The organism is Acidimicrobiales bacterium (genome assembly GCA_033344915.1).
Classification (GTDB): Bacteria; Actinomycetota; Acidimicrobiia; order Acidimicrobiales; family Aldehydirespiratoraceae; genus JAJRXC01.
Genome location: JAWPML010000001.1, coordinates 4,410,028 through 4,432,868 on the forward strand (window position 1 = coordinate 4,410,028; position 22,841 = coordinate 4,432,868).

General features: G+C 69.9%; 19 protein-coding genes. 13 read left to right on the plus strand and 6 right to left on the minus strand.

Going from position 1 to position 22,841, the window contains the following annotated elements; all coding sequences use genetic code 11:
• Positions 1-4 precede the first annotated feature (4 nt).
• The 3 genes from R8F63_21570 (at position 5) to R8F63_21580 (ending at position 4,742) form a co-directional block, all read left to right on the plus strand.
• Positions 5-1,462 (plus strand): FAD binding domain-containing protein, encoded by a 1,458-nt coding sequence (locus R8F63_21570; GenBank protein MDW3221205.1) that lies wholly within the window; start codon positions 5-7, stop codon positions 1,460-1,462.
• Positions 1,459-3,699: a xanthine dehydrogenase family protein molybdopterin-binding subunit gene (locus R8F63_21575; protein ID MDW3221206.1), complete on the plus strand. Its 2,241-nt coding sequence runs from the start codon at positions 1,459-1,461 to the stop codon at positions 3,697-3,699. The genes R8F63_21570 and R8F63_21575 overlap by 4 nt, the downstream gene beginning before the upstream one ends.
• Positions 3,700-3,854: 155 nt before the next feature.
• On the plus strand, positions 3,855-4,742 hold the full coding sequence (locus R8F63_21580) for an AbiEi antitoxin N-terminal domain-containing protein (GenBank protein MDW3221207.1): 888 nt from the start codon (positions 3,855-3,857) through the stop codon (positions 4,740-4,742).
• A 97-nt stretch (positions 4,743-4,839) separates the two neighbouring features.
• On the opposite strand, the gene R8F63_21585 is transcribed toward R8F63_21580, so the two are convergent.
• The 3 genes from R8F63_21585 to R8F63_21595 are packed head-to-tail and all read right to left on the minus strand — an operon-like array spanning position 4,840 to position 8,405.
• Entirely contained in the window at positions 4,840-6,075 is a 1,236-nt protein-coding gene (locus R8F63_21585) for an alcohol dehydrogenase catalytic domain-containing protein (GenBank protein MDW3221208.1), read from the minus strand.
• A 33-nt stretch (positions 6,076-6,108) separates the two neighbouring features.
• Positions 6,109-7,074: a sulfurtransferase gene (locus R8F63_21590; protein MDW3221209.1), complete on the minus strand. Its 966-nt coding sequence runs from the start codon at positions 7,072-7,074 to the stop codon at positions 6,109-6,111.
• Positions 7,075-7,085: 11 nt separating this feature from the next.
• Entirely contained in the window at positions 7,086-8,405 is a 1,320-nt protein-coding gene (locus tag R8F63_21595) for an O-antigen ligase family protein (GenBank protein MDW3221210.1), read from the minus strand.
• Positions 8,406-8,502: 97 nt separating this feature from the next.
• Here R8F63_21595 and gnd point away from each other — a divergent pair, with 97 nt between their 5' ends.
• From gnd to R8F63_21610, 3 genes are read left to right on the plus strand one after another with little or no spacing between them, the layout of a single operon-like run.
• A complete protein-coding gene (gene gnd, locus R8F63_21600) occupies positions 8,503-9,525 on the plus strand; it encodes a decarboxylating 6-phosphogluconate dehydrogenase (GenBank protein MDW3221211.1) in 1,023 nt (340 codons plus the stop codon).
• The gene (zwf, locus tag R8F63_21605; protein MDW3221212.1) at positions 9,525-10,901 is read left to right on the plus strand and encodes a glucose-6-phosphate dehydrogenase; all 1,377 of its coding nucleotides are present in this window, start codon (positions 9,525-9,527) and stop codon (positions 10,899-10,901) included. Before gnd ends, zwf begins: the two co-directional genes overlap by 1 nt.
• Before the next feature lie 19 nt (positions 10,902-10,920).
• Positions 10,921-11,301 (plus strand): DUF6027 family protein, encoded by a 381-nt coding sequence (locus R8F63_21610; GenBank protein ID MDW3221213.1) that lies wholly within the window; start codon positions 10,921-10,923, stop codon positions 11,299-11,301.
• A gap of 18 nt (positions 11,302-11,319) precedes the next feature.
• Here the strand turns inward: R8F63_21610 and R8F63_21615 are convergent, their stop codons facing one another.
• Positions 11,320-12,762, minus strand: a complete 1,443-nt coding sequence (locus tag R8F63_21615; protein ID MDW3221214.1) for an ABC transporter substrate-binding protein — start codon at positions 12,760-12,762, stop codon at positions 11,320-11,322.
• 78 nt (positions 12,763-12,840) lie between these two features.
• Between R8F63_21615 and R8F63_21620 the strand changes: the two genes are divergently transcribed.
• A complete protein-coding gene (locus R8F63_21620; GenBank protein MDW3221215.1) occupies positions 12,841-13,455 on the plus strand; it encodes a TetR/AcrR family transcriptional regulator C-terminal ligand-binding domain-containing protein in 615 nt (204 codons plus the stop codon).
• Positions 13,456-13,525: 70 nt separating this feature from the next.
• Positions 13,526-14,944, plus strand: a complete 1,419-nt coding sequence (locus tag R8F63_21625; GenBank protein ID MDW3221216.1) for a carotenoid oxygenase family protein — start codon at positions 13,526-13,528, stop codon at positions 14,942-14,944.
• Here R8F63_21625 and R8F63_21630 read toward each other — a convergent pair.
• On the minus strand, positions 14,936-15,919 hold the full coding sequence (locus R8F63_21630) for an LLM class flavin-dependent oxidoreductase (GenBank protein MDW3221217.1): 984 nt from the start codon (positions 15,917-15,919) through the stop codon (positions 14,936-14,938). The two genes, R8F63_21625 and R8F63_21630, sit on opposite strands and share 9 nt — an antisense overlap.
• 122 nt (positions 15,920-16,041) lie before the next feature.
• On the opposite strand from R8F63_21630, the gene R8F63_21635 reads away from it, so the two are divergent.
• The 5 genes from R8F63_21635 to R8F63_21655 all read left to right on the plus strand — a co-directional run bounded on the left by R8F63_21635 (position 16,042) and on the right by R8F63_21655 (position 20,556).
• Positions 16,042-16,839, plus strand: a complete 798-nt coding sequence (locus R8F63_21635) for an arylamine N-acetyltransferase (protein MDW3221218.1) — start codon at positions 16,042-16,044, stop codon at positions 16,837-16,839.
• Between the two features lie 87 nt (positions 16,840-16,926).
• The gene (locus tag R8F63_21640; protein MDW3221219.1) at positions 16,927-18,351 is read left to right on the plus strand and encodes an AlkA N-terminal domain-containing protein; all 1,425 of its coding nucleotides are present in this window, start codon (positions 16,927-16,929) and stop codon (positions 18,349-18,351) included.
• Entirely contained in the window at positions 18,348-18,845 is a 498-nt protein-coding gene (locus R8F63_21645; protein MDW3221220.1) for a methylated-DNA--[protein]-cysteine S-methyltransferase, read from the plus strand. Before R8F63_21640 ends, R8F63_21645 begins: the two co-directional genes overlap by 4 nt.
• 21 nt (positions 18,846-18,866) lie before the next feature.
• Entirely contained in the window at positions 18,867-19,646 is a 780-nt protein-coding gene (locus R8F63_21650) for a class II aldolase/adducin family protein (GenBank protein ID MDW3221221.1), read from the plus strand.
• 1 nt (position 19,647) lies between these two features.
• A complete protein-coding gene (locus R8F63_21655; GenBank protein ID MDW3221222.1) occupies positions 19,648-20,556 on the plus strand; it encodes an alpha/beta hydrolase fold domain-containing protein in 909 nt (302 codons plus the stop codon).
• Positions 20,557-20,638: 82 nt separating this feature from the next.
• Here R8F63_21655 and R8F63_21660 read toward each other — a convergent pair whose 3' ends face one another.
• Positions 20,639-22,807 (minus strand): malate synthase G, encoded by a 2,169-nt coding sequence (locus tag R8F63_21660; protein ID MDW3221223.1) that lies wholly within the window; start codon positions 22,805-22,807, stop codon positions 20,639-20,641.
• Between the last annotated feature and the right edge of the window lie 34 nt (positions 22,808-22,841).

A 22,841-nucleotide genomic window follows, 5' to 3' on the forward strand; every position in this document is an offset into this window, starting at 1 on the left:
GGCGATGACGGTCATCGGCGAGCTCCACCACGTGCAACGGCCCGGGGCCCGCATCGAGCGCGTCCTCCGTCCCGTCGACTGGCCCGCCGCGCTGGCGGCGCTGCGCGACAACCCCGGGGCTCGCCCGGTCGCGGGCGGTACCGATCTCGTGCTGGACCTGGCCCGCACGCCGGGCCCCGCGGTCACGCTCGTCGACCTCAGCGCCGTCGCCGACGCCCACGACATCGCCGAGACCGACACCGCGTTCGTGCTCGGCGGTGGCGTCACCCACAATCAGATCGTCGGCGATCCCCGGTTCGTTCGCCATGCTCTGCCGCTCGCGCAGGCCTGCCTCGAGATCGGGTCGCCGCAGCTCCGGAATCGGGCGACGATCGCCGGGAACCTCGCCACGGCGAGTCCCGCGAACGACTCGATCAGCGCGCTGATGGCGCTCGATGCATCCGTGGTGCTCTCCCGGCTCGCCCGTGACGCCGTGGCCGAGCGCGAGGTGGCGGTCGCCGACTTCTTCACCGGGTTCCGCTCGACGGTCTGCGAACCCGGCGAGCTGATCACGGCGATCCACGTGCCCAAACTCACCGCCGACCAGACCGGGATCTGGGTCAAGCTCGGGCTCCGTAAGGCGCAGGCGATCTCTGTCGTGCACGCGGCCATGGTCGTCACCCGCGACGGTGGGACGGTGACGCAGGCGCGGCTCGCGCTCGGGTCGGTGGCGCCGACGGTCGTGCTGAGCGATGCCTTCCGCGACACCCTCGTCGGCACGCGGCTGGACTCCGCCGCCATCGCCGCCGCAGCCGCCGCGGTGGCGGCCGGGATCGAGCCGATCGACGACGTGCGGGCGACGGCCGACTACCGACGAGCCGTCACCGAGACGCTGATCGCACGCGCCCTGGCGGCGATCGCCGGCGGACAGGCCGGGGCCCACTGGCCGCCGGATCCACCGCTGCTCGGTGCCCGCACGCCGGTCACCTCGCCCCTCCGTGATGAAGTCACCGACGGCACGCCGATCGAAGTCCTCGTCGACGGTCGGCTCGCGGTCGGGGCGGGCGCAGCCGGCACCACGCTGCTCGACTGGCTGCGCGACGAACTGTCGCCGCCCGTACGCGGGGCCAAGGAAGGCTGCGCCGAGGGCGAGTGCGGTGCCTGCACCGTGCGCATGGACGGCGCCGCGGTGATGAGCTGCCTCGTCCCCGCCGCGCAGGCGGACGGCAGCGACGTGCGCACGGTCGAGGATCTCGCCGAGGGCGAGCGGCTCTCGGCGCTCCAGTCGGCGTTCGTCGACGAGTTCGCGGTCCAGTGCGGGTTCTGCATCCCCGGGTTCCTCGTCGCGGGATCGGCGCTACTGGACGAGGTCGCGGCGCCCACCGACGAGCAGATCGAGCTCGGGCTCGCCGGCAACCTCTGCCGGTGTACCGGCTACTACCCGATCGCCACCGCCGTGCGCGTGGCCGGAAGGTCCTCGTGAGCGCGGGCGGCGTCGGCGAATCGTCGGTCCGTTTCGACGCGGCGTCCAAGGTCACCGGCGCGGCGACCTACCCGGCGGATCGGGTGCCGCCCGACGCCCTGCACGCGGTCGTCGTGTTCACGAATCAGCCCCACGCCCGGCTCGTGGCGCTGGACGTGTCGGCGGCGGAGGCGACCGAAGGTGTCGTGGCGGTGGTGACGGCCGCGGACGTGCCGGTGAACGAGTACGGGCTCACCATGTTCGACCAGCCGGTGCTCATCGGTGTCGACCACACGGGCCGTTCGGACGTGCCCTGCGACGTGAGCCGGTGGGAGGCGGACCATCTCGCGGTGGTCGTCGCGGAGACCCGGGCGGCGGCCGACGCAGGCGCGGCGGCGATCCGGGCCGAGTGGGACGAGCTGCCCCTCGCCCCCGACGTCGAATCCGCCCGCACGGACGAGGTCCTCGTCCACGACGGTCGGGTGCCGTCGAACGTCTACTACGAACTGCCCATCCGCAAGGGCGACATCGAGGCGGGATGGGCCGCCGCGGACGTCATCGTCGAGGGCACCTACGGGCTGCCCCACCAGGAACACGCCTACCTCCAGGTCGAGGCCGCGACCGGGTGGGTCGACGACGAGGGACGCATCACCGTCGAGACCTCCGGCCAATGGACCCACGAGGACCGCGAGCAGATCGCCCACGCCCTCGACGTGCCCGACGACCGGGTCCGGGTCATCTACGCCGCGATCGGCGGCGCCTTCGGCGGCAAGGAGGACATGAGCCTCCAGATCGTGATCGCCCTCGCCGTGCGCAAGCTCCGATCGCTCGGCATCGACCGGCCGGTGCACTGTTCCTGGTCCCGTGAGGAGTCGATCGTCGGCCATCACAAGCGCCATCGTGCGGTGATCGAAGCGCGGCTCGGCGCCACGAACGACGGCCGCATCACCGCGGTCGAGGCGGACGTCTGGCTCGACGCCGGGGCCTACAACTACACGTCCAACAAGGTGCTCGGGAACGCCCACCTCTCCGTGGCGGGCGCCTACGTCGTGCCGAACGCGCGCATCAACAGTCGTGCCGTCTACACCACCTCGGTGCCGGGCGGTGCGTTCCGGGGATTCGGTGGACCCCAGGGTGCGTTCGTCGCGGAGACCCAGATGAACAAGCTCGCCGCGATCCTCGACATGGACCCGATCGAACTGCGGCGCCGCAACATGCTCCGCGAAGGCGACATCGGGATCACCCAGGTGCCGCTGCCGGCCGGCGTCGGACTGCCCGACGTGATCGAGGCGTGCGCGGCGCGGGCACCGAGTGATGGTCCGCCGGTCGAGGCCGCGCCGCTGCGGTCGGTCGCGTCACTCCCGGCGCCCGGGACCGCCATCCGGCGCGGTCGGGGATTCGCCGTCGGCATGAAGAACGTCGGCTTCTCGTTCGGCTTCCCGGAGCGGTGCGAGGCCGAGGTGCACTTCCACGGCGATGCGGAGGACGAGCGGCCCGCGACGGTCGACGTGTTCCACGGAGGTGCCGAGGTCGGCCAGGGCAACCACCAGGCGATCCTGCAGATGACCGCCGACGCATCCGGCGTGGACCTGGAACAGGTGCGCGGCCACTTCTCGGACACGGCGACCTCGGGCGACGCCGGCTCGGCGTCCGCGAGTCGGCTCACCTTCATGGCGGGGAACTCCGTCCTCGGCGCGGTCGAGGAGGCGGAGAAGGCATGGCAGGACGGTGAGCGGCCTGCGGTCGGGCGGTTCCGCTACACGCCGCCCCCGACGGAGACCCTCGATCCGGTCACCGGCGAGGGCCAGCCCAACTTCTCGTACGGCTACATGGCGATGTCGGCCGACGTGTCCGTGGACACCGGGACCGGTCACATCCGGGTCGACCGGGTGGTCTCCGCGCACGACGTCGGCCGGGTCATCAATCCGGCGCTGCTGCGCGGCCAGATCGAGGGGGCCGTCGTGCAGGCCCACGGCTACGTGATCAGCGAGAACCTCGTCGTCACCGACGGCCGGATCCGCAATCCTCGGCTGTCCCAGTACCTGATCCCCGGCATCGGCGACATCCCGACCGAGGTCGAAGCGGTGATCCTCGAGCTCGGCGACCCGGTTGGCCCCTGGGGCGCCCGCGGCGTCGCCGAGATGCCCTACATCACCTATGCCCCGGCCGTGATCGCCGCCGTCCACGACGCCACCGGCGTCTGGTTCGACACCTTCCCGCTCACCCCCTCCCGCGTCCTCGCCGCCCTCCGCCCCTGACCCTCCGCGGGCACAACGAGGGAATCTCTGGTCACGAAAGGGTCGCTCCGGGCCGGGAATTCGGCCCCCGGAAGCGATCTCTGGTCAGGAAAGGGTCGCTGTCACACCCGATTCATAGGGTGCAGTACATGCGAGACCATGACCGTCTCGTTCGGATGGCCACGAGTCATGAAGGCCTCCTCACAACCCAGCACCTCGAGACGCTCGGCGTCACGAAGGCCGCACGACGAACCCTGGTTCGAAACGGGGATCTCGTGCCCCTCCACCGGGGCGTCTTCGCCGTCGGCTCCGACCCCTTGTCGTGGGAGCAGATGGTGCGAGCCGCGCTGCTCGCTCCGGGAGCGCGTCGGGTGGCCACCCATCGCAGCGCGCTCCGCCTCCACGGCATGCGCTCTGTCGACGACGAGATCGAGGTTGCCGTCCGCCACCCCGCACGATCACGCCTCGACGGCGTCATCGTGCACCGGAGTGTGGATCTGATCGAGCGCGACATCATGGTCGTGCGCGGCATGGAGGTGACGACACCGGCGCGGTCCCTCGTCGATGCCGGCCTCGTCCTCGGGTCGGCTGAAGTGTCGCGCCTCGTCGACCACGCGCTCGCGATCGAGCAGGTCACGCGAGCCGAGCTGCAGGGGATCCGACGGCGGGTCGGCGAGCACGGCCGCACGGGAGTCGGAAGCCTCGATGCCGCGTTGGAGAGCTTGCCGACCGATGCCGAAGCCGCCGAATCGGGCCCGGAGATCGACCTCCTTCGGCTGATCCATCAGGCCGGGCTCCCGCTCCCGGTCTGCCAGTATCCGGTGCGGACCAGAGCCGGCCGCCAGCGGCGCATCGACATGGCCTATCCGCGGGAGATGCTCGCGCTCGAGTACGACGGACTCGAGCCGCACACGACGCCGGAGGCGTTTCGTGGTGATCGTGTGCGCCAGAACGAGCTCGTCGAGCTCGGCTGGCGGGTCCTCCGTTTCACATGGCACGACCTCAAGCACACGCCATGGGCGGTCACGGGTCAGATCCGCCGGATGCTCGTTTCGGTCGCGTGACCCTTTGGTGACCAGAGATTGCTGGTGGTGGCCGATTCGGTGCGTCTGGGCGACCCTTTTGTGACCAGAGATTTCTCTTCCGTGTGGCTGGGCGGGGTCAGCGCTGGTCGAAGGCCACCTTCACCGCGCCCGAGGCGGCCTGGTCGGCGAGCAGGCCGAAGGCGTCGCGCCAGGCCTCGAGCGGCCGGGTGTGGGTGAGCATCGGGCGCAGGTCGACGCGTCCCTCGGCGGTCAGGCGGAGGTAGTGGTCGATCGCGTGGGCCCGCTCGCCGTCGACCTCCTCGACGCCGAAGGCGTTGGACCCCACCCAGGCGAGCTCCTTGAAGTAGAGCGGCGTCCACTCCCAGGGGGTGTGACCGTGCACGCCGGACTTCACGATGGTGCCGCGGGCGCGCAGCACGCGGCTGGCCACCTCGAGGCTCTCGCGGCGACTGATGGTGTCGTAGACGACGTCGACACCGCCGGGGTGCGCCATCGGGAGTTCGTGGTCGCCGTGCAGCACGCCGCCGGACCACTCGGCGATCTCCTCGATGAGCGGCCCGAGCGGTTCGTGGGCGAACACCCGGTGCGCGCCGAGGCGGCGGGCGAGGTCGGCCTGCGCCTCGAAGCGGGCGACGACGCCGATCTCGGTGTTCGGGAACAGCGCCCGGAGCGCCACGATCGCGCTTGACCCCAGGGCGCCGGCGCCGTAGACGAGCGCCCGTCCGTTCTCCGGTGGCGGGTGGCGGGTGACGGAGTGCAGCGACACCGAGAAGGGGTCGGCAAGGACCGCGTGCTCGTCCGACACCGTGTCGGGTACCGGGTGCAGCATCGACGGGTGCGCGGGCATCAGCTCGGCGAAGCCGCCGCTCGCGTCGGACGACGTGCCGCTGTGGATACCCGGGGCGATCGGCCCGACCCGGAAGTTCCAGCACAGGGCGTTGTCGCCCGCCACGCAGGCCGGACACGGCTCGGCGACCCCGCGGGGAATGCATCCGAGCCAGGGGTCGAGGACCACCCGGTCGCCGACCTCCACGCCGGTCGCGTCCGGCCCCAGCGCCACGACGTCGGCCACCACCTCGTGGCCGAGCACATGGGGGAACGAGGTGAAGTCGATCATCGGGTTGTCGGCGCTCATGTCGCCCCAGTCCATGAAGACCTGCTTCGCGTCGGACCCGCAGATGCCGGTCAGCCGGGGTCGGATCACCGCCCAGTCGGGGCGCAGGAACGCGGGATCGGGCAGGTCGACCAGGTCCATCGGCGTCGATGCCAGCGCGACCTCCAGCGGGCTGGCCCCGGGCAGGGCGCGAGCCGGCTCCGGCGTCGTGCCGAACAGCAGGGCCCGCATCGTCATGCCGGCCCGTCGAGGACGAGGACGTTCATGCGTTCACCCTTCCACGTCGACGCCCGGCGTGTTCCCGTACTCCTGCCACGACCCGTCGTAGAGCGCCACCGACGGGTAGCCGAGGATCTCGGAGAGGACGAACCAGCTGTGGGCGGCCCGCGCGCCGACCAGGCAATAGGTGACCACGGGGTCGTCGGGTCCGAGGCCCGCCGCGTCGTAGATCGCCCGGAGCTCGTCCTCGGATCGGAACCGGCCGTCGTCGCCGATCGTCGTGAGGTAGTCGACGTTCGCCGCACCGGGGAGATGGCCGTTCTGGTCGGCGAGCTCGATCGAGCCGTCGAACTCGCCGGGCGAGCGAGCATCGGCAAAGGACACGAGCCCGCCGGCGAGAGCTTCGGTGACGTCGGGAAGCTCGAGCCGGAGCTCGGTGCGCTCCGTGGTGATCTCGTATGTCGTCGTCTCGATCGGGTCGGCCGGACCGGTCGCGATCTCACGGCCGTCGGCGGCCCAGACCGTCAGCCCGCCGTCCAGGATCCGGAGGTCGTCATGTCCGTAGTAGGTGAGCGCCCAGTAGACCCGCGCCGCGTAGAGGCTGCCGTCGGCGTCGTAGAGGACCAGCGTGTCGTCGGGCGTGATGCCGGCCGCGCCGAGCGCGGCACTGACCGTGTCGGCATCGCCGAGCTGGTAGGGCACGTCTCCGCCAGGGCGATTGAGGGCGGTTGCGGACAGGTTCCGAGCGCCCTCGATGTGGCCGGTCTCGAACTCCGCGGCGGTTCGGGTGTCGATCAGGACGTGGTCGTTTGCCCCGCCATCGAGCCACGCGAGGCCGACCAGCGGGTCGGGCGCTACCTCCGACGTGGTGGCGCCGGTCGTCGTGGGTTCCAGGGTGGAGGTCGGCGAGCCGGTCGAGGTGGTCGTGGCGTCCTGGCCCTCCGGTCCGGCATCGTCACCACACGCCGTGGCGAGCAGCGCGAGGCTGGTGACGAGGGCGACGAGTCGGCGGGCCATGGGAGGCGACGTTAGAGCGACGGTCGTCCGAGTGCCGACCGCGCTGCCACGCCGGAGACCGCACCGAGGAGGAGCCACGTGAGCCATGTCGTCGTGAAGTCTGCGGTGATGAACATCGACGCGGCGAAGCCGCCGACCAGTGCGGTGGCGAGCGCGAACCAGATGACCGGCGCGTCCGCTCCGCCCAACCCGCGGCGGACCGCGAGGGCGACCGCGGCCCCGAGCGCGACGAGCTGTGCGAACGCGGCCGGGATGCCTGACCCCTGCGCGGTCGCGAGCACGATGTTGTGCGGGCTCTCGACGCGGAAAACGCGCAGCCGCCGGGCCGAGGACTCGGAGAGCACGTCGTCGCGATGATCGCCGAACACCACGGGGTAGGTGTCCGGACCGGTGCCGACGATCGGCTGGTCGGCGATGATGTGCCCGGCGACGATCCAGAGATCCAGGTGGTTGCGGATCGAACCGGTCGACCATTCGTCCTCGTGGGTCGCCCGGTCGATCACCCGACTCGACACATCGTCGACGCCGGGAAGCAGGACGGCGGCGATTCCCGCGGCCATCGTGGCGGCGATGGCAACCGCCGCAGCCCCCTGCCACCGCCACCCGCGGTGGAGCAGCACGAAGAGCCCGAGCATGAGCGTGGCGATGACGAGGGCGAGGTACGCGCCCCGGCTCAGCGTCAGGCCGAGAGCGACGAGCTCCACGACGGCGGCCACCGCGTGGATCCGGGGGAGCACCCCGCCCGCCAGCGCCAGGCCGACCGAGAGGGGCAGCACGAGTGCGAGGGCCGCACCGAGGGAGTTCGTCTGGCCCACCGTGGAGAACACGCGATCGGCCGGGATGTCGTCCCAGATCGGGTCGGCGCCGAGTCGTTGGACGATCGCGTAGAGTCCGACGAGGAGACCGGCGAACGATGCGGCCCGCAGGACGAGCAGCACCCGGGTGGTGGTCACGAGTGCGGTGCGGGCGACGGCGAACGTGGCGCCGTAGACCAGCGCGGCGAACACGCCCTGCCGGTTGAATCGCTCGCCCCACCAGCTCTGCGACTGGTCGACGGACCCGAGGAAGCTGACGAGCACCAGCACGAGCCACGCCCCGACGGCGAGATCGATCGTGGTGGCTGACGAGTGACGCAGCGTCGCCCAGCCGGAGCGCCCCAACCGGACGGCGGCGATGAGCGCGGCGATCGATGCGGCCACGAGCTTCGGTGCGATGAACGACTCGTCGGTACCGATCCAGAAGATCAGGGGAACGACGAACGCGCCGGCCGCGAGCGTTCCCGCAGGCGACGGCGGCGCGAGCGTGGGATCAGGCGGTCGACTCGTGGTCATCCCTGCGAGTCTCGCTGCCGAGCGACACCGACGCGGAATTCGGTCGGACGAGAACGATCGCATCCCGCAGCGGACGGTGGGCTGCAAGGATGAGCCGATGCGCATCGGAATGGTCGGGCTGGGACGAATGGGCGGCGATCTCTCGCGTCGTCTGATGGCGGGGGGACACGAGGTCGTGGTCAACGACCTCGACGCGGCGGCCATCGCCGATCTCGCCGACGAGGGCGCGATCGCGGCGCCGAGCCTCGGCGCGCTCGCGGCCGCGCTCGGCGGGCCGCGTGTGGTGTGGATCATGGTGCCCGCCGCGGTGACGGGGGCGGTCGTCGATGCTGTCGCCGCCGTGCTCGACGAAGGCGACGTCATCATCGACGGCGGCAACTCGAACTGGAACGACGATCTCACCCGTTCGGCCGCCCTCGCCGCGCGCGGCATCGCGTACGTCGACATCGGTACGAGCGGTGGCGTGCACGGTCTCGAACGCGGCTACTGCCTGATGGTCGGCGGCACCGACGAGGCGGTGGCGCTTCTCACCCCGATCCTCGACACGATCTCGCCGGGCCCGGAGGCGGCGCCGCGGACGCCGGGGCGAACGGGAGCCCCGGTCCCCGCCGAGAAGGGGTGGCTCCACTGCGGGCCGAGCGGCGCCGGCCACTTCGTGAAGATGGTCCACAACGGGATCGAGTACGGGATGATGGCGGCGATCGCCGAGGGGTTGAACCTGCTCGACCATGCCGACCTCGGCCGCGAGGACCGAGAGGTGGATGCCGAGACTGCGCCGCTGCGCAATCCGACCGCGTACCGCTACGAGTTCGACCTCGGGGCGATCGCCGAGGTGTGGCGCCGAGGTTCGGTCATCGGCTCGTGGCTCCTCGATCTCACGGCGGGGGCGTTGGCCCGCGACCCGCAGCTCGACGCCTACGAGGGACACGTGAGCGACTCCGGGGAGGGGCGCTGGACGGCGCAGGCGGCGATCGACGTCGGCGTGCCCGCCTCCGTGCTCACCGCGGCGGTCCACCAGCGCTTCGCCAGTCGCGGGAACGACGAGACCGCGGGCAAGGTGCTGTCGGCCATGCGGCATGCGTTCGGCGGTCACCTCGAGAAGTCCGGCGGGGACGACTGATGGCGTCGCCCGGTGATGTCCTCGTCCTCTTCGGTGCGAGCGGTGACCTGTCGCGGCGCAAGCTCTTCCCCGCGCTGTACCAACTCGAGAAGGGCGGACGCCTCGACGTGCCCGTCGTCGGCGTCGGTCGCACGGACTTCGACGACGAGGGCTTCCGCGAGCACGGCCGCGCCGCGCTCGCCGAGTTCGGCGGCGAGGTGGACTCGGCGATCGTCGATCGGCTGCTCGCCCGGCTGCGTTTCGTCAGCGGCGACTATCGCGACGACGATCTGTTCGCCCGGCTCGCCGCGTCGCTCGACGGTGCCGAACGACCCGTGGCCTACCTCGCGATCCCGCCATCACTGTTCGACGATGTCGCCCGCGGGCTCGCCACGGTCGGCCTCAACCACGGTGGCCGGATCGTGGTGGAGAAGCCCTTCGGTCGCGACCAGGCATCGGCGATGGAGCTGAACGAGATCCTGCACCGTCATTTCGACGAGTCCCAGGTCTTCCGCATCGATCACTTCCTCGGGAAGGAGCCGGTGCAGAACCTCATGGTGTTCCGCTTCGCGAACGCGATCATGGAGCCGGTGTGGAACCGGAACCACATCGCGTCGGTCCAGGTCACGATGGCGGAGGCGTTCGGCATCGAGGGACGTGGCGGGTTCTACGACGACGTCGGGGCGCTGCGCGACGTCGTGCAGAACCACCTCCTGCAGATCGTCTCGTTGCTGGCCATGGAGCCGCCGGTGTCCGGCCATCCCGATGCGCTGCGCGACGAGAAGGTCAAGGTCATGCGGGCGACCCGGGCGTTGACCGCCGATGACATCGTCCGCGGCCAGTACGACGGCTATCTCGAGGAGGACGGCGTTGCCGAAGGCTCCGACACGGAGACCTTCGTGTGCGTCCGCTTGCACATCGACAACTGGCGCTGGGCCGGCGTCCCGTTCGTGATCCGCGCCGGCAAGGGCATGGCCAAGACTGTCACGGAGGCGGTCATCGAGTTCGAGGAGCCGCCGAGTGCGATCTTCGACGATGGTGGCGAGCCCAGCGCGAACCTCCTCCGTTTCCGGATGAAGCCCGACGAGATGATCAGCCTGACCATGCAGGCCAAGGTGCCCGGTCTCGGGATGATGGCTCGACCCGTGGACCTCGAGGTCGACTACGAGGAGGCGCTCGGCGGCGACGGAGCGGAGGCCTACGAGCGGCTGCTCGGCGACGCGCTCGCCGGCGATGCCCGCCTGTTCGCCCGCCAGGACGGCGTGGAGGAATCGTGGCGCGTGGTGGAGCCCGTCCTCACCGGTGCGCCGCCCGTCGCCACCTATCCCCGTGACTCCTGGGGCCCTGACGAAGCCGATCGACTCCTGCCCGATGGGGCATGCTGGTACGACTGCTGAAACCCGGCCCGGAGGGCGTGTGAGCGAGGATCGCGACGAGAACCTGCTTCGGCTCGAGGGGTGGACCGGCCCGTGGCCCGACGACGATCCGGACGCCAACTTCAAGGCGGACATCGCGGCATATGCGCATCTCGACCCGCTGCACACGATCCGGAACCTGAGCAACGCGATCGATGTCCCGGTGGGCGCCGTCGTGCACTACATCCTCGCCAAGTGGGCGAGCGAGGGGAGTGGTGGCCTGCTCGAGCTGGGTCCTCGCATGGCGAGGCGGCTGCGCGAGCCGTTCGTCGCGGCCGAGCAGGCCGACACCGCCGACGCGCGCGCCGAGGCATACGAGACCGTCCGCCAGATGGTGGAGTGGCTCAACGTCCCGCTCGACGACCCCGAGGTGTACCCGTAGCGCGGTGCGGTCCGGCGGTCAGCCGAAGATGTCGACGAGATCGTCGAGCGGCACGGCCTGGCCGTCGCCCGCGGTGCTGTCGTACGCCGCGAGGGCGAACATGTCGTCCGCGAACAGCTTGTCCGGACCGAGCGATGCGTTCGGCGAGCCCGGGAACGAGAAGTCCGTGAGCGACTCCGCCCCGGCGACGAAGGTCTCCGGGGTGAGGTCCTCACCGGCGGCCTCCGCGATGTCGACGAACAGATGGATCAGCCGACAGCCGTAGCGGATGCCGTTGAAGAGGTTCTCCTCCTCCTCGGCGTAGTCCAGCGGCGGACGGATGTCGGCGTCGGGAAGCGCAGCCGCGACGACATCACTGCACTCGGACTGATAGGCGGGGTCTTCCCAGATGAAGGTGTCGGTCGGACCGGAGACGGTGATGACCCCGTCGGCGACGGAGTTGTCGATGATCGTCTCACCGAGGTTGTTCAGACCGGACGGGTTGTTCGTCCAGATGTTCAGCTCGGTGTTGAGGCCGGCGTTGGCCAGTCCGCGGATGCTCGACGACGGGTTGCCGTGGATGTAGACGGCGGTGGCGCCGAGCTCCTTGATCCGCTCGGTCATGATGCCGAGTTCGGTGTCCTGGGCGGCGGTGTCGCCGTCGGGGGCGACGATGATGCCGTCACCGACCACCTCGACGCCGCGGTCCTGGAGCTGCTGGATCACCGAGTCGTGGCTCGCCTCGTCGGCGAGGCCGGCCATGACGAACACCGTCTGGCCGTCGAGGCGGCCGTCCTGCTCGAGCAGGTTGAGCAGGATCACGTTGGAGGCGTTGGCCGCCTGACCCGGCTGGTACCACGGGGCGTTCGACGCCTCGAGCTCGTCGTCGGTCTGGTCGCCGCCGACGAGGATCGTGTTGTTGAGACCGGTGATGCACGGATCGACGGTGCCGGCGAGGGGACCGACGAAGCCGCCGAGCACGGCGAAGACGTCGTTGTCCTCGGTGAGCGCCGAGCAGACACGGTCGGCGTCGGCCGGGTCGATCGCGGAGTACATCTCGTAGACGGGCACGATGTCACGGCCGAGGACGCCGCCGTTGGCGTTGACGTCCTCGATCATGATGTCCCAGTACGCGATCTGATCGCCCCAACCGGCGGCACTCAGGCCGAGGTCGACGAGGGCCTGGAAGTCCAGCAGGGACACGCCGACGTGGATCTCGGACTCGGTCACGCCCTTCGAGGACGCGGTCAGCCCGGTGGAGCCGTCGTCGGCGCCGTCGTCATCGGCGCCGTCGTCGGAGCCGTCATCGGTGGTGCCGGGGTCGGTGGTGCCGTCGTCGCCGTCGTCGTCACCATTGTCGACGATGACGCCGTCCGTGCCGTCGGTTCCGACCTCGGTGTCGTCACCGCACGCCGCGGCGACGAGTACGAAGCTGAGCAGGAGCGCGAGCAGCCCGAGCAGGCTGCGTCGTTGCGTGGTCATGTCTGTCCTCCAGGAAAGTGACCGGATCGGGAGAGTCTATGTCCCGCGGTGGGACATAATCCAGCTATGGTCGGAGAAGTGGGGGAACGAGCGCTCGACCCGGCCGACAGTGGGCGACCGACGAACCGCCGCGGACGTCCGCCCATCGATGCGAACCGACGAGCCGTGCTGGACGCCACTCGACGGGTCCTGATCCGCGACGGCTACGCGGACATGACGTTCGAGGCGGTCGCGACCGAAGCGGACTCGTACCGGAAGTACATCCATCGCACGTGGTCGTCGAAGGCCGCGTTGGTGCGCGACGCCATCTTCGAGGACGTCGTCGACTTCGAGCTCCCCGACACAGGCTCGTTCGAAGCGGATCTGCGATTGCTCATGGAGCAGCACGTGGAGCTGAACCTCCGCCCGGAGTTCCTCCGCGGCCTACCCGGGTTGCAGGAGGCCTTCCGCATCGACGCCGAACTCTGGAACGACACCCTCGAACGCCATGTGCAACCCCCCGAGGATGCGTTCGCGACGGTGCTCGCGGCGGCCCTCGCTCGAGGCGAGATCGGTGCGCACCCCGATCCCGCCGTGGTCTTGAACAGCATCTCCGGGGCCGTCCAGCAGCTCGCCCGCCTCGGGCTCATGTCGGCGGACGAGCTGGTCGATCACGCCGTGCGCATGGTGCGCGGCGGGATGGTCTCGCCCTGACGGTGGCGAGTTGCGTGTCTCCCACTCGCTGGTTAACACTGTTAACCACACTGCCCCCGAAAGGCCCAACATGACGCTCACCGGCCATGTCACCAACGCTGTCGATCAGCTCGATCTCCGCGGGGACATGTTCCCCGTCGACCGAGAGGTCGAGGCCGACGAGTGCGAGGTGATCGGTGAGATCCCCGAGGGCCTGCGAGGGTCCTTCGTGCGTAACGGGCCGAACCCGATGTTCGAGCCGATCGGCAAGTACCACATGTTCGACGGCGACGGCATGCTCCACGGGGTCGACTTCCTCGACGGCAAGGCGTCCTACCGCAACCGCTGGATCCGCTCACGCGGGCTCGTCGCGGAGATGAACCTCGGCCGCGCGGTCTACCCCGGCCTCAGCGACGTGATGAACTTCCCGCCGAAGGAACTGGTCGGTGACGCCGGACCGGTGAAGAACCCGGCGAACACCCACATCGTCCGCCATGCCGGGAAGATCCTGGCGTTGTGGGAGCAGGGCCTCCCGACCGAGATCGCGCCGGACCTCACGACCGTCGGCGAGTGGGACTTCCACGGCGCGCTCAGCGGAGCGATGACCGCCCACCCCCGCATCGACCCGTTCACCGGCGAGATGTTCTTCTTCGCGTACAACTTCTTCGCGCCGTACCTCACGTACTACGTGGTGGACGCGGCGGGCCGGATCGTGAAGACCGTCGGGATCGACATGCCGGCCCCCGTGATGATGCACGACATGTTGATCACCGAGAACTACGCGGTCTTCATGGACAGCCCCATCGTGTTCAACATGGAAGGCCTCGCGAACGGCGAGCCGATGGTGCAGTGGCGCCGCGAGAACGGCACCCGACTCGGGGTCATCCCCCGCCACGGCGACGCCGAGGACGTCCGCTGGTTCGAGGTGCCCACATCGCACGTCCAGCACTTCTGGAATGCCTGGGAGAACGGCAACCGCATCGAGCTCGCGGGCGTGCGTTTCGAGGAGGTCGACTTCGGTATCGAGGCCGAGACCTCGGAGAAGGGCAGCGGTGTCGAGAGCGGCGCCGGTTGTCCGGCGACCTACTGGATCGATCTCGAGAAGGGCACGGCCGGCAGCGAGTACTTCGACGACTTCAACGGTGAGTTCTGCCGTTTCAACGATGACCTCACCGGGCGAGAGACCAACTGTCTCTACATGTCCGGCTTCACCAGAGAGGGCGCGGCCGGCGACTTCGACACGGTGGTGAAGTACGACACCTCCACCGGGGCCCGGACGCTCTGGTACAGCGGCGACGACGGCCACGTCGGTGAGGGAGTGTTCGCCCCCGACCCCGACGGATCAGCCGAGGACGACGGCTGGATCGTCAACTCGATGCACGACAGTGGCACCGGTCAGAGCTCGGTCATCGTGCTCGACGCCCGCGACATCGAAGCGGGGCCGATCGCAACCGTGAAGGTGCCCCAACGGATGCCGTTCGGCTTCCACGCCAACTGGTTCTCAGCGTAGGAGCCGGTCGGCGAGCAGTTCGTAGCTGCGAACCCGCGCCTCGTGGTCCCAGGTGATGGTGACGGCCATGAACTCGTCGGCGCCGTAGCGGTCGGCCATCGCCCGCACGTTCGTCGCGACCGTCGACGGGTTGCCGACGATGATCGGCTTGCGGCTCGGGGGTACGGCGAGCGGGCCGTCGACATGGTCACGCACCTCCTGGGGTGAGGGGATCGGTCCCTGGAGACCGCGCTGGCGCCACAGCTTCACGCCGGCGGCGAGCTCCTCGGCCCCCTCGTGGGTGTCTGCGCAGATGACGCTCGCCGCCACGAGCACCTGGGGCTCCGGATGTCGTTCGCTCGGCCGGTAGTTCTCCCGGTAGGCCTCGACGATCGGCACGCCGTCGGTCTGGGCGATGAAGTCGGCGAACGCCAGCGGAAGCCCGAAGTGGGCCGCATAGGTGGCGCTGTCGGGGCTGGACGCGAGGAGCCACAACGCCGGGGCTTCCGGTGGCACCGGCGTTGCCTGGACGCGGCCGCGGAAGGGGCTGTCGGCGGGCAGGGAGTCGTGGAGGAAGCCGTCGAGCTCCGCGACCATCGAGGGGTACTTCTGGATCGAGATCGGCTGATGATCCGGGGCCAGCGCGTGCATGGTGACGGGATCGGATCCGGGGGCGCGGCCGATGCCCAGATCGATGCGGCCGGGGTGCAGGCTCGCGAGCATCCGGAAGTTCTCCGCGATCTTCAACGGCGCGTAGTGCGGCATCATCACGCCACCCGATCCGATGCGCATCGTCGACGTGGCGGCGGCGATGTGGCCGATGAGGATCTCCGGTGCAGACCCGGCGAGACCGCCCGTGTTGTGGTGCTCCGCGACCCAGTAGCGATGGCAGCCGAACGATTCGCAGCGCACCGCGAGGTCGATCGAGTTGCGCAGGGCGTCGCCCGCGGTGGAGCCCGCCGGCACCGGTGACTGGTCGAGGACGGAGAGACGCATCACCGGACCGGGAGAATGGCCTCGGCCGACATCTCGTTCTCGCCGGTGATGGGGTCGTGCACGGCGACATTCGTAGCAGCTGGGAGCGGACACACCCGGGCGCGGCGTGTCAGAGTTTCGCGATGGCAATCGTTCCCCTTACGGAGACAGCGATCGACGAGATCACCGAACGTCTCGGGTTCGCGTCCCGCCCGGGCGCCGATCTCGAAGGCCTCACGTCGCTCTACTCCGCGTGGTGCCGCAACGTGCCCTTCGACAATCTCCGCAAGCTCGTGGCGATGCACTTCGATCTTCCGCAACTCCCGGGGATCGAGCCGGCCGACTTCTTCGCCGCGTGGCAGCTCACCGGCGCCGGTGCCACCTGTTGGGGAAGCAACAACGCGCTGCACGCGCTGCTGGTCGGGCTCGGGTTCGACGCCCAGCTCACCGCGGCGTCCATGTTCGACGGGGAGAAGAACCACGGCACGACGATCGTCACGATCGACGGGCAGCGGTTCATCGTCGACACGGCCATCCACGGCGACGTGCCCGCGCCGATGGTCCACGGCGAAACGGCGGTCGTGTCGTACTTCGGCTACGAGACCACCGTGCGTTGCGACGAGAACGGTTGGCTGTTCGATCATCCGACGCCCGACCCGGCGTTTCGGATCCCGTGTCGGATCCTCGGCGACCTCGACTACGACGCCACCGAGGCGGCGAACGAGAAGACGCGGGGCTGGAGCCCGTTCAACACCGGCATCATGGCGGGGATCAACGACGACCGTGGCGTGTGGATGCTGCACGGCAACGGGCTTGCCCGTTTCGACGCCGACGGTCTCTCTGCGCGGGAGCTCACCGACGCCGAGGTCGACGAATTCCTGATCGACATCGCCGGCCACAACCCGCAGCTCGTCGCCGAGGTCCGCGCCATCCTCGCCTGAGATGGGACGCGGGGTCAGACACCTGTCCCTTCTCCCGGTTCCCACGGATGTCCGAATATGTCCGAGGACGTCGGGCATACTGCGGACATGGCAACGCGAGAAACGACGGTCAGCGCGGTGGCGACCACCGGCATCTACTGCCGGCCGAGCTGCAGCGCCCGTCCGGACCCGAAGAACGTCTCGCCGTTCGCCTCGCCGGTCGCGGCGGAGGCCGCCGGCTACCGGTCGTGCCTGCGGTGCCGCCCCGATCGACACCTCCCGCCGACGCCACCGGCCGGCGTGCCCGCGGCGGTCGCGACGGCGCTCGGGCTGATCAGCGACGGCTTCCTGGACCGCTTCGACGAGGCTGCCCTCGCCGACCGGGTCGGCTACTCGACCCGCCAGCTGCGCCGGCTCTTCGAGCTGCATGTCGGCGCGACGCCGGCGTTCGTCGGTCGGTCGCGGCGGGCCCATTTCGCCCGCCGGCTGCTGGACGAGACCGATCTCTCGATGCCGGTGATCGCCGGCGCGGCCGGGTTCGGCAGCGTCCGCCAGATGTCGCGCGTCGTCGAGGCGATCTTCCGGTTCACACCGAGCGAACTGCGCAAGAAGCGCCGCGGCGGTGATGTGATGACTGCGGATGGCGGACTCCGTCTCCGGCTCCCGTTCGTCGAGCCGCTCGACCGCGAAGCGGCGCTTCGGCACCTGCGGCCCCGGGTCACCCCGGGTGTCGAACTCGTGGACGGATCCGTGTATCGGCGGACGCTCGAGGTCTGCGGCAATCCCGGCGTCATCGAGGTGGACCTCGCCGGCACGGACGCCCATCTCGAGCTCACCGCCCACCTCCCCACGTTCGACTCGATCATCGACGACGTCGCCCGGGTCCGATCCATGTTCGGCCTCGACGACGATGTGCGGGCTGCGGAGGACCACCTCCTGGCGGACCCGCTGATCGCTCCGATCGTCCGGCGCCAGCGCGGGCTCCGGGTCGTCGGTGGCTGGGATCGGTTCGAGACCGCGGTGCGGGTCATCGTCGGTCAACAGGTGTCCGTCGTGGGTGCGACCACCGTCACCGGGCGCATCGTCGAACGTCACGGCGCTCGGCTGCCCGGCGCCGTGCTGGGCCTCGACCGGCTGTTCCCGACCGCGGACGCCCTGGTCGACCTCGACCCGGACGGCCTCGGCATGCCGGGATCGCGCGTCCGCACGATCGCCGCTCTCGCCGCCGCCGTCCTCGACGGCACCGTCGACCTGTCAGCCGGCCCCGCAGTGCGCGACCAGCTCCTCGGCGTGCCCGGTATCGGGCCGTGGACGGCCGATGTCGTCGCCATGCGGGCCACCCGCGACCCGGACGTTCTACCGTCGGGTGACCTCGGCATCCGTCACGCGGTCGGCGCTCTGCTGGACCGTGACGAGCCGCCGAGCGCCGACGAGGTCGACGACCTCGCGGCCGCGTGGAGTCCGCACCGATCGTTGGCCGCCCAGCACCTCTGGGCGAGCCTGTCCGACCCCCTCACCCGGGAGCAGTCATGAACATCCGTCACATCGAGAGTCCCATCGGTGAGCTCACCCTCGTCGCCTCGGAGGCCGGTCTGGCCTTCGTCCTCTTCGAGGGCCAGGAGCCCGCTGACGTCGGTCTGGCACCCGATCTGCCCGAGGTCACCGACGATCCGACGCTCGAGCGGGCCGCCACGCAGCTCGGTGAGTACTTCGCCGGCGAGCGGCGCGACTTCGACGTGCCCCTCGACCTGCAGGGCACCGACTTCCAGGTCGATGCCTGGCGGGCGTTGGCGACCGTGCCCTACGGCGAGACGCGGAGCTATGGCGAGCAGGCCGACGCGATCGGCCGTCCGGGGGCGTTCCGGGCGGTCGGCGCGGCGAACGGCCGCAACCCGATCCCCGTGATCCTCCCGTGCCATCGCATCGTCGGCGCCGACGGGTCCCTCACCGGATTCGCCGGCGGACTCGACACGAAGCGCTGGCTGTTGAACCACGAACAGGATCAGCAGGGACTACCCGGCATCTGAGCCGCGCTCTACGCTCGGGCGATGGCGCTCGCGCTCGACCGGTATCCGGACATCACCTACGACATGACGCCGCCCGAGATCGATGATCTCGACGAGTTGCGTCTTCTCCGGAAGTGGGAGGTCGCGATCGGCTACCGCATCTTCGCCCGGATGCGGTGGGGGCAGCTCGGCGACGGCCACATCACCGCCCGGGACCCGATCCTCACCGATCACTTCTGGGTGCTCGGCTACGGCATCCCGTTCTGGGCGGCGACGATCCACAACCTGACGCTGATCGGCCCCGATGGTTCGGGCGTGATGGGCCCGACGGAGAACGGCATCAACCACGCGGGCTACTGCATCCATCATCCGATCCTGGACACCCACCCCCACCTCGCGTCCGCCGCCCACACCCACACGGGCTTCGGCACGCCGTGGTCGGCCAACGTGCAGCCGTTCCGGGCCATCAGTCAGGAGTCGTGCGCGCTCGTGTTCGATCAGGCGCTCTACGAGGGTCAGGATCTCGAGGTGCTGACGACGGACGGCGGCTATCGGATCGCCGAGGCGCTCGGCACCAACAAGGTCTGCATCCTGCGCAACCACGGGCTGCTGACGGGTGGACACTCGCCGGCGGAGGCCGTCGGCTGGTTCGTGATGGCCGAGCGGGTCGCCGAGGTCCACGTGAAGGCACCGGACGCCCCGGCGATCAGCGACGAGGCGGCCAAGGAGGTCGAGGCCACGCTCGGCCCGTGGCATGTGGGATGGCGCCAGTTCCAGTGGCTGGCCCGGGATCTCGTGCCCGACCCGTCGGTCGTGCTCTGACATGGTGCGCGCCCGTGGGAGCGACGAGTACGAAGCGATCGTCGAGCTGATCCCCCCGGACTTCTCGAATCCGGCCGATTCGCTCGAGGAGATCCGCGCCAAGTTCGACTTCGTGCACGGTCAGCCGGTCGGTGACGGGGTGACCCTCGAACCGCACGACCTCGGGTTGTGGATCCGGCCCTCGGACGGCGGTGACGACCGTGTCGTCCTGTTCGCCCACTCCGGCGGGTTCGTCACGTCGACGGCCGAGATGTGCGCCTTCTGGGCCGCGAGCGTCGCCCTCGAGTGCGGCCTCGCGGTGTTCGTCGTCGAGTACTCACTCGCCCCCGAAACGCGGTTTCCGACCCAGCTCGACGAACTGGTCGCGGCCCACGAGATGTTGCTCGCCGAGGGTCACGACCCGACGCGCACGCTCTTCATGGGGGACAGCTGTGGCGGCGGCATGGCCGTGGCAACCATGGTCCGCCAGCGCGACGCGGGTCGGCCGTTGCCGGCCGGGTTCGTCGGCTTCGGGGGCTGGTACGACCTCGTCGCCGACGGTGTGACTGCCGCCGCCAACGAGGACCCGTTCGTGAACCCGGACTGGATGCGGCTGCGGGCGCGTGACTATGTCGGCCCGAGCGGCGACCCCGCCGACCCGCTGGTCTCGGTCGTCAATGCGGATCTCCGCGGGCTCCCGCCGATGCTCCTCCAGACAGGCGAGGTCGACCCCTGTCTGCCCGGTGCTCATGTGGTCGCAGCGCGGTCCGACGCGGCGACGGTCGACGTCGTCCCCGCCGTCGCCCAGGGCTTTCAGGGCATGGGGACGTACATCCCCGAGGTCGCTGCCGCGTGGGCGACCGTCCGCGCCTGGGTCGACAACGTCGCACCCCCACCCCCTGCAATCTCTGGTCACCAAAGGGTCGATTGATCGGCCGAAAACGGCGCCGGTTCGACCCTTTGGTGACCAGAGATTGCTTGTGTGGGCGGCCCGGGGGTCCGGGGCCCGGGGGTCAGGTGGTGGCGGCGGCCTTCATGGCGCGGCGGTTCTTGCGGAGGATGCGTTCGGTGTAGCCGTTGTGCTCGTCGCGGCCGCCGAGTACGAGTTCGAGCGCGGCGTTGAACGGGATCGAACCCGCCAGGTCTGCCGCCATCGCCGGGTACTCGGGGTCGTCGGCGTTCTGCTCGTCGACCTTTGCGGCCATGCGGCCCATCGCATCGCGCACCTGGTCCTCGGTGAGGACGCCGTGGTGCAGCCAGTTCGCGACGTGCTGGCTGGAGATCCGCAGCGTCGCCAGATCCTCCATCAACCCGACGTCCTCGATGTCGGGCACGGTCGAACATCCGACGCCGAGACCGACCCAGCGGACGATGTAGCCGAGGATCGACTGGCAGTTGTTCTCGAGCTCGATCTGGACCTGCTCGGGGGTGAGGTCGCGATCCAGCAACGGGATCGCGGTGAGGTCGTCGACCGCACGCGGTGTGCGCGACAGCAGCTCCTCCTGGCGAGCGGCGACGTTCACGTCGAAGTAGTGGGTGGCGTGCAGGGTCGCCGCGGTCGGCGACGGCACCCAGGCGCAGGTGGCGCCGGCCGACGGATGCCCGACCTTCGTCTCCACCATCTCGGCCATCTCGGACGGCTTGGCCCACATGCCCTTGCCGATCTGCGCCCGGTTCTGCAGCCCACAGGCGAGACCGGTGTCGACGTTGGCGTCTTCGTAGGCGAGCAGCCAGGTGGCACCCTTCATCTCGCCCTTCGGCAGGACGGGGCCGGCTTCCATATCGGTGTGGATCTCGTCGCCGGTGCGATCGAGGAAGCCGGTGTTGATGAAGACGATGCGGTCCTTGGCCTGCTCGATGGCAGCGGCGAGGTTGAGCGACGTGCGTCGCTCCTCGTCCATGATCCCCATCTTGAGCGTGTGGCGGTCGAGGCCGAGCGCGTCCTCGACCCGGCTGAAGAGGTCACACGCCCAGGCGACCTCGTCCGGGCCGTGCATCTTCGGCTTGACGATGTAGATCGAGCCCTGGCGGCTGTTGCGGAACGACCCGTTGCCGAGCAGGTCGTGCTTGCCGGCGAGGGCGGTGACCATCGCATCGAGGATCGTCTCGGGGATCGGCGCGCCCTCGTGGGTCACCGCGTCGGTGGTGAGGTGATGGCCGACGTTGCGCACGAGCATGAGCGACCGACCCTGGAGCGTGAGGTCGGAGCCGTCGGCCGCGGTGTAGTGGCGGTCTCCGTTGAGGGTGCGTTCCATCGTCTCGCCGCCCTTCTGGAACGTGCTCACCAGGTCGCCCCGCATCAGGCCGAGCCAGTTGCCGTAGACGACGACCTTGTCGTCGGCGTCCACGGCCGACACGGAGTCCTCGCAGTCCATGATCGTGGACACGGCGGACTCGAGATCGATGTCGGCGATGCCGGCAGCGTCGTCCTTCCCGATCGTGTCGGTGCGATCGATGCGGATGTCGGCGTGGAGCCCATGCTTGCGGACGAGAACCGAGCGGGGATCGGCGGCGTCTCCGGCGTGGCCGACGAACTGGGTCGGGTCGGCGAGGCCCGTGGTGTCGTCGCCGAGCGCGACGACCAGGGCGCCGTCGACGACCGAGTAGCCGGTCGCGTCGACATGGCTGCCCGTTGCGAGCGGGAAGTGCGTGTCGAGGAACGCCCGGGCGTGGGCGATCACCTTGGCCCCCCGCACGGGGTTGTAGCCGCGGCCCGCCTCGGCGCCGTCGTCGTCACTGATCACGTCGGTGCCGTAGAGCGCGTCGTAGAAGCTGCCCCAGCGGGCGTTGGCCGCGTTGAGGGCGTAGCGCGAGTTGTCGAGGGGCACGACGAGCTGGGGGCCGGCGACGGAGGTGATCTCGATGTCCACGTTCGTGGTCTGGATGGCGACGTCGGCCGGTGCGTCGTCGAGATAGCCGAGACCGCGGAGGAACTCGACGTAGGCGGCGTGGTCGTGGCTGTCGCGGTTGGCTCGGTGCCACTTGTCGATCCGGGCCTGGAGATCGTCGCGGCGGGCGAGCAGCGTCGCGTTGCGCGGGCCGAGGTCGGCGACGATTGCCTCCAGCGCGGCCCAGAAGTCGGGCGCGCTCACGCCGCTGTCGGGGGTGAGTCGGCTCTCGACGAAGTCGTGGAGAATCGGGGCGATCTCGAGGGCACCGAACTTGACGTGCGTTCCAACCATGGCCGTCGAGGGTACCGCTCGGTAACCGCCCGTG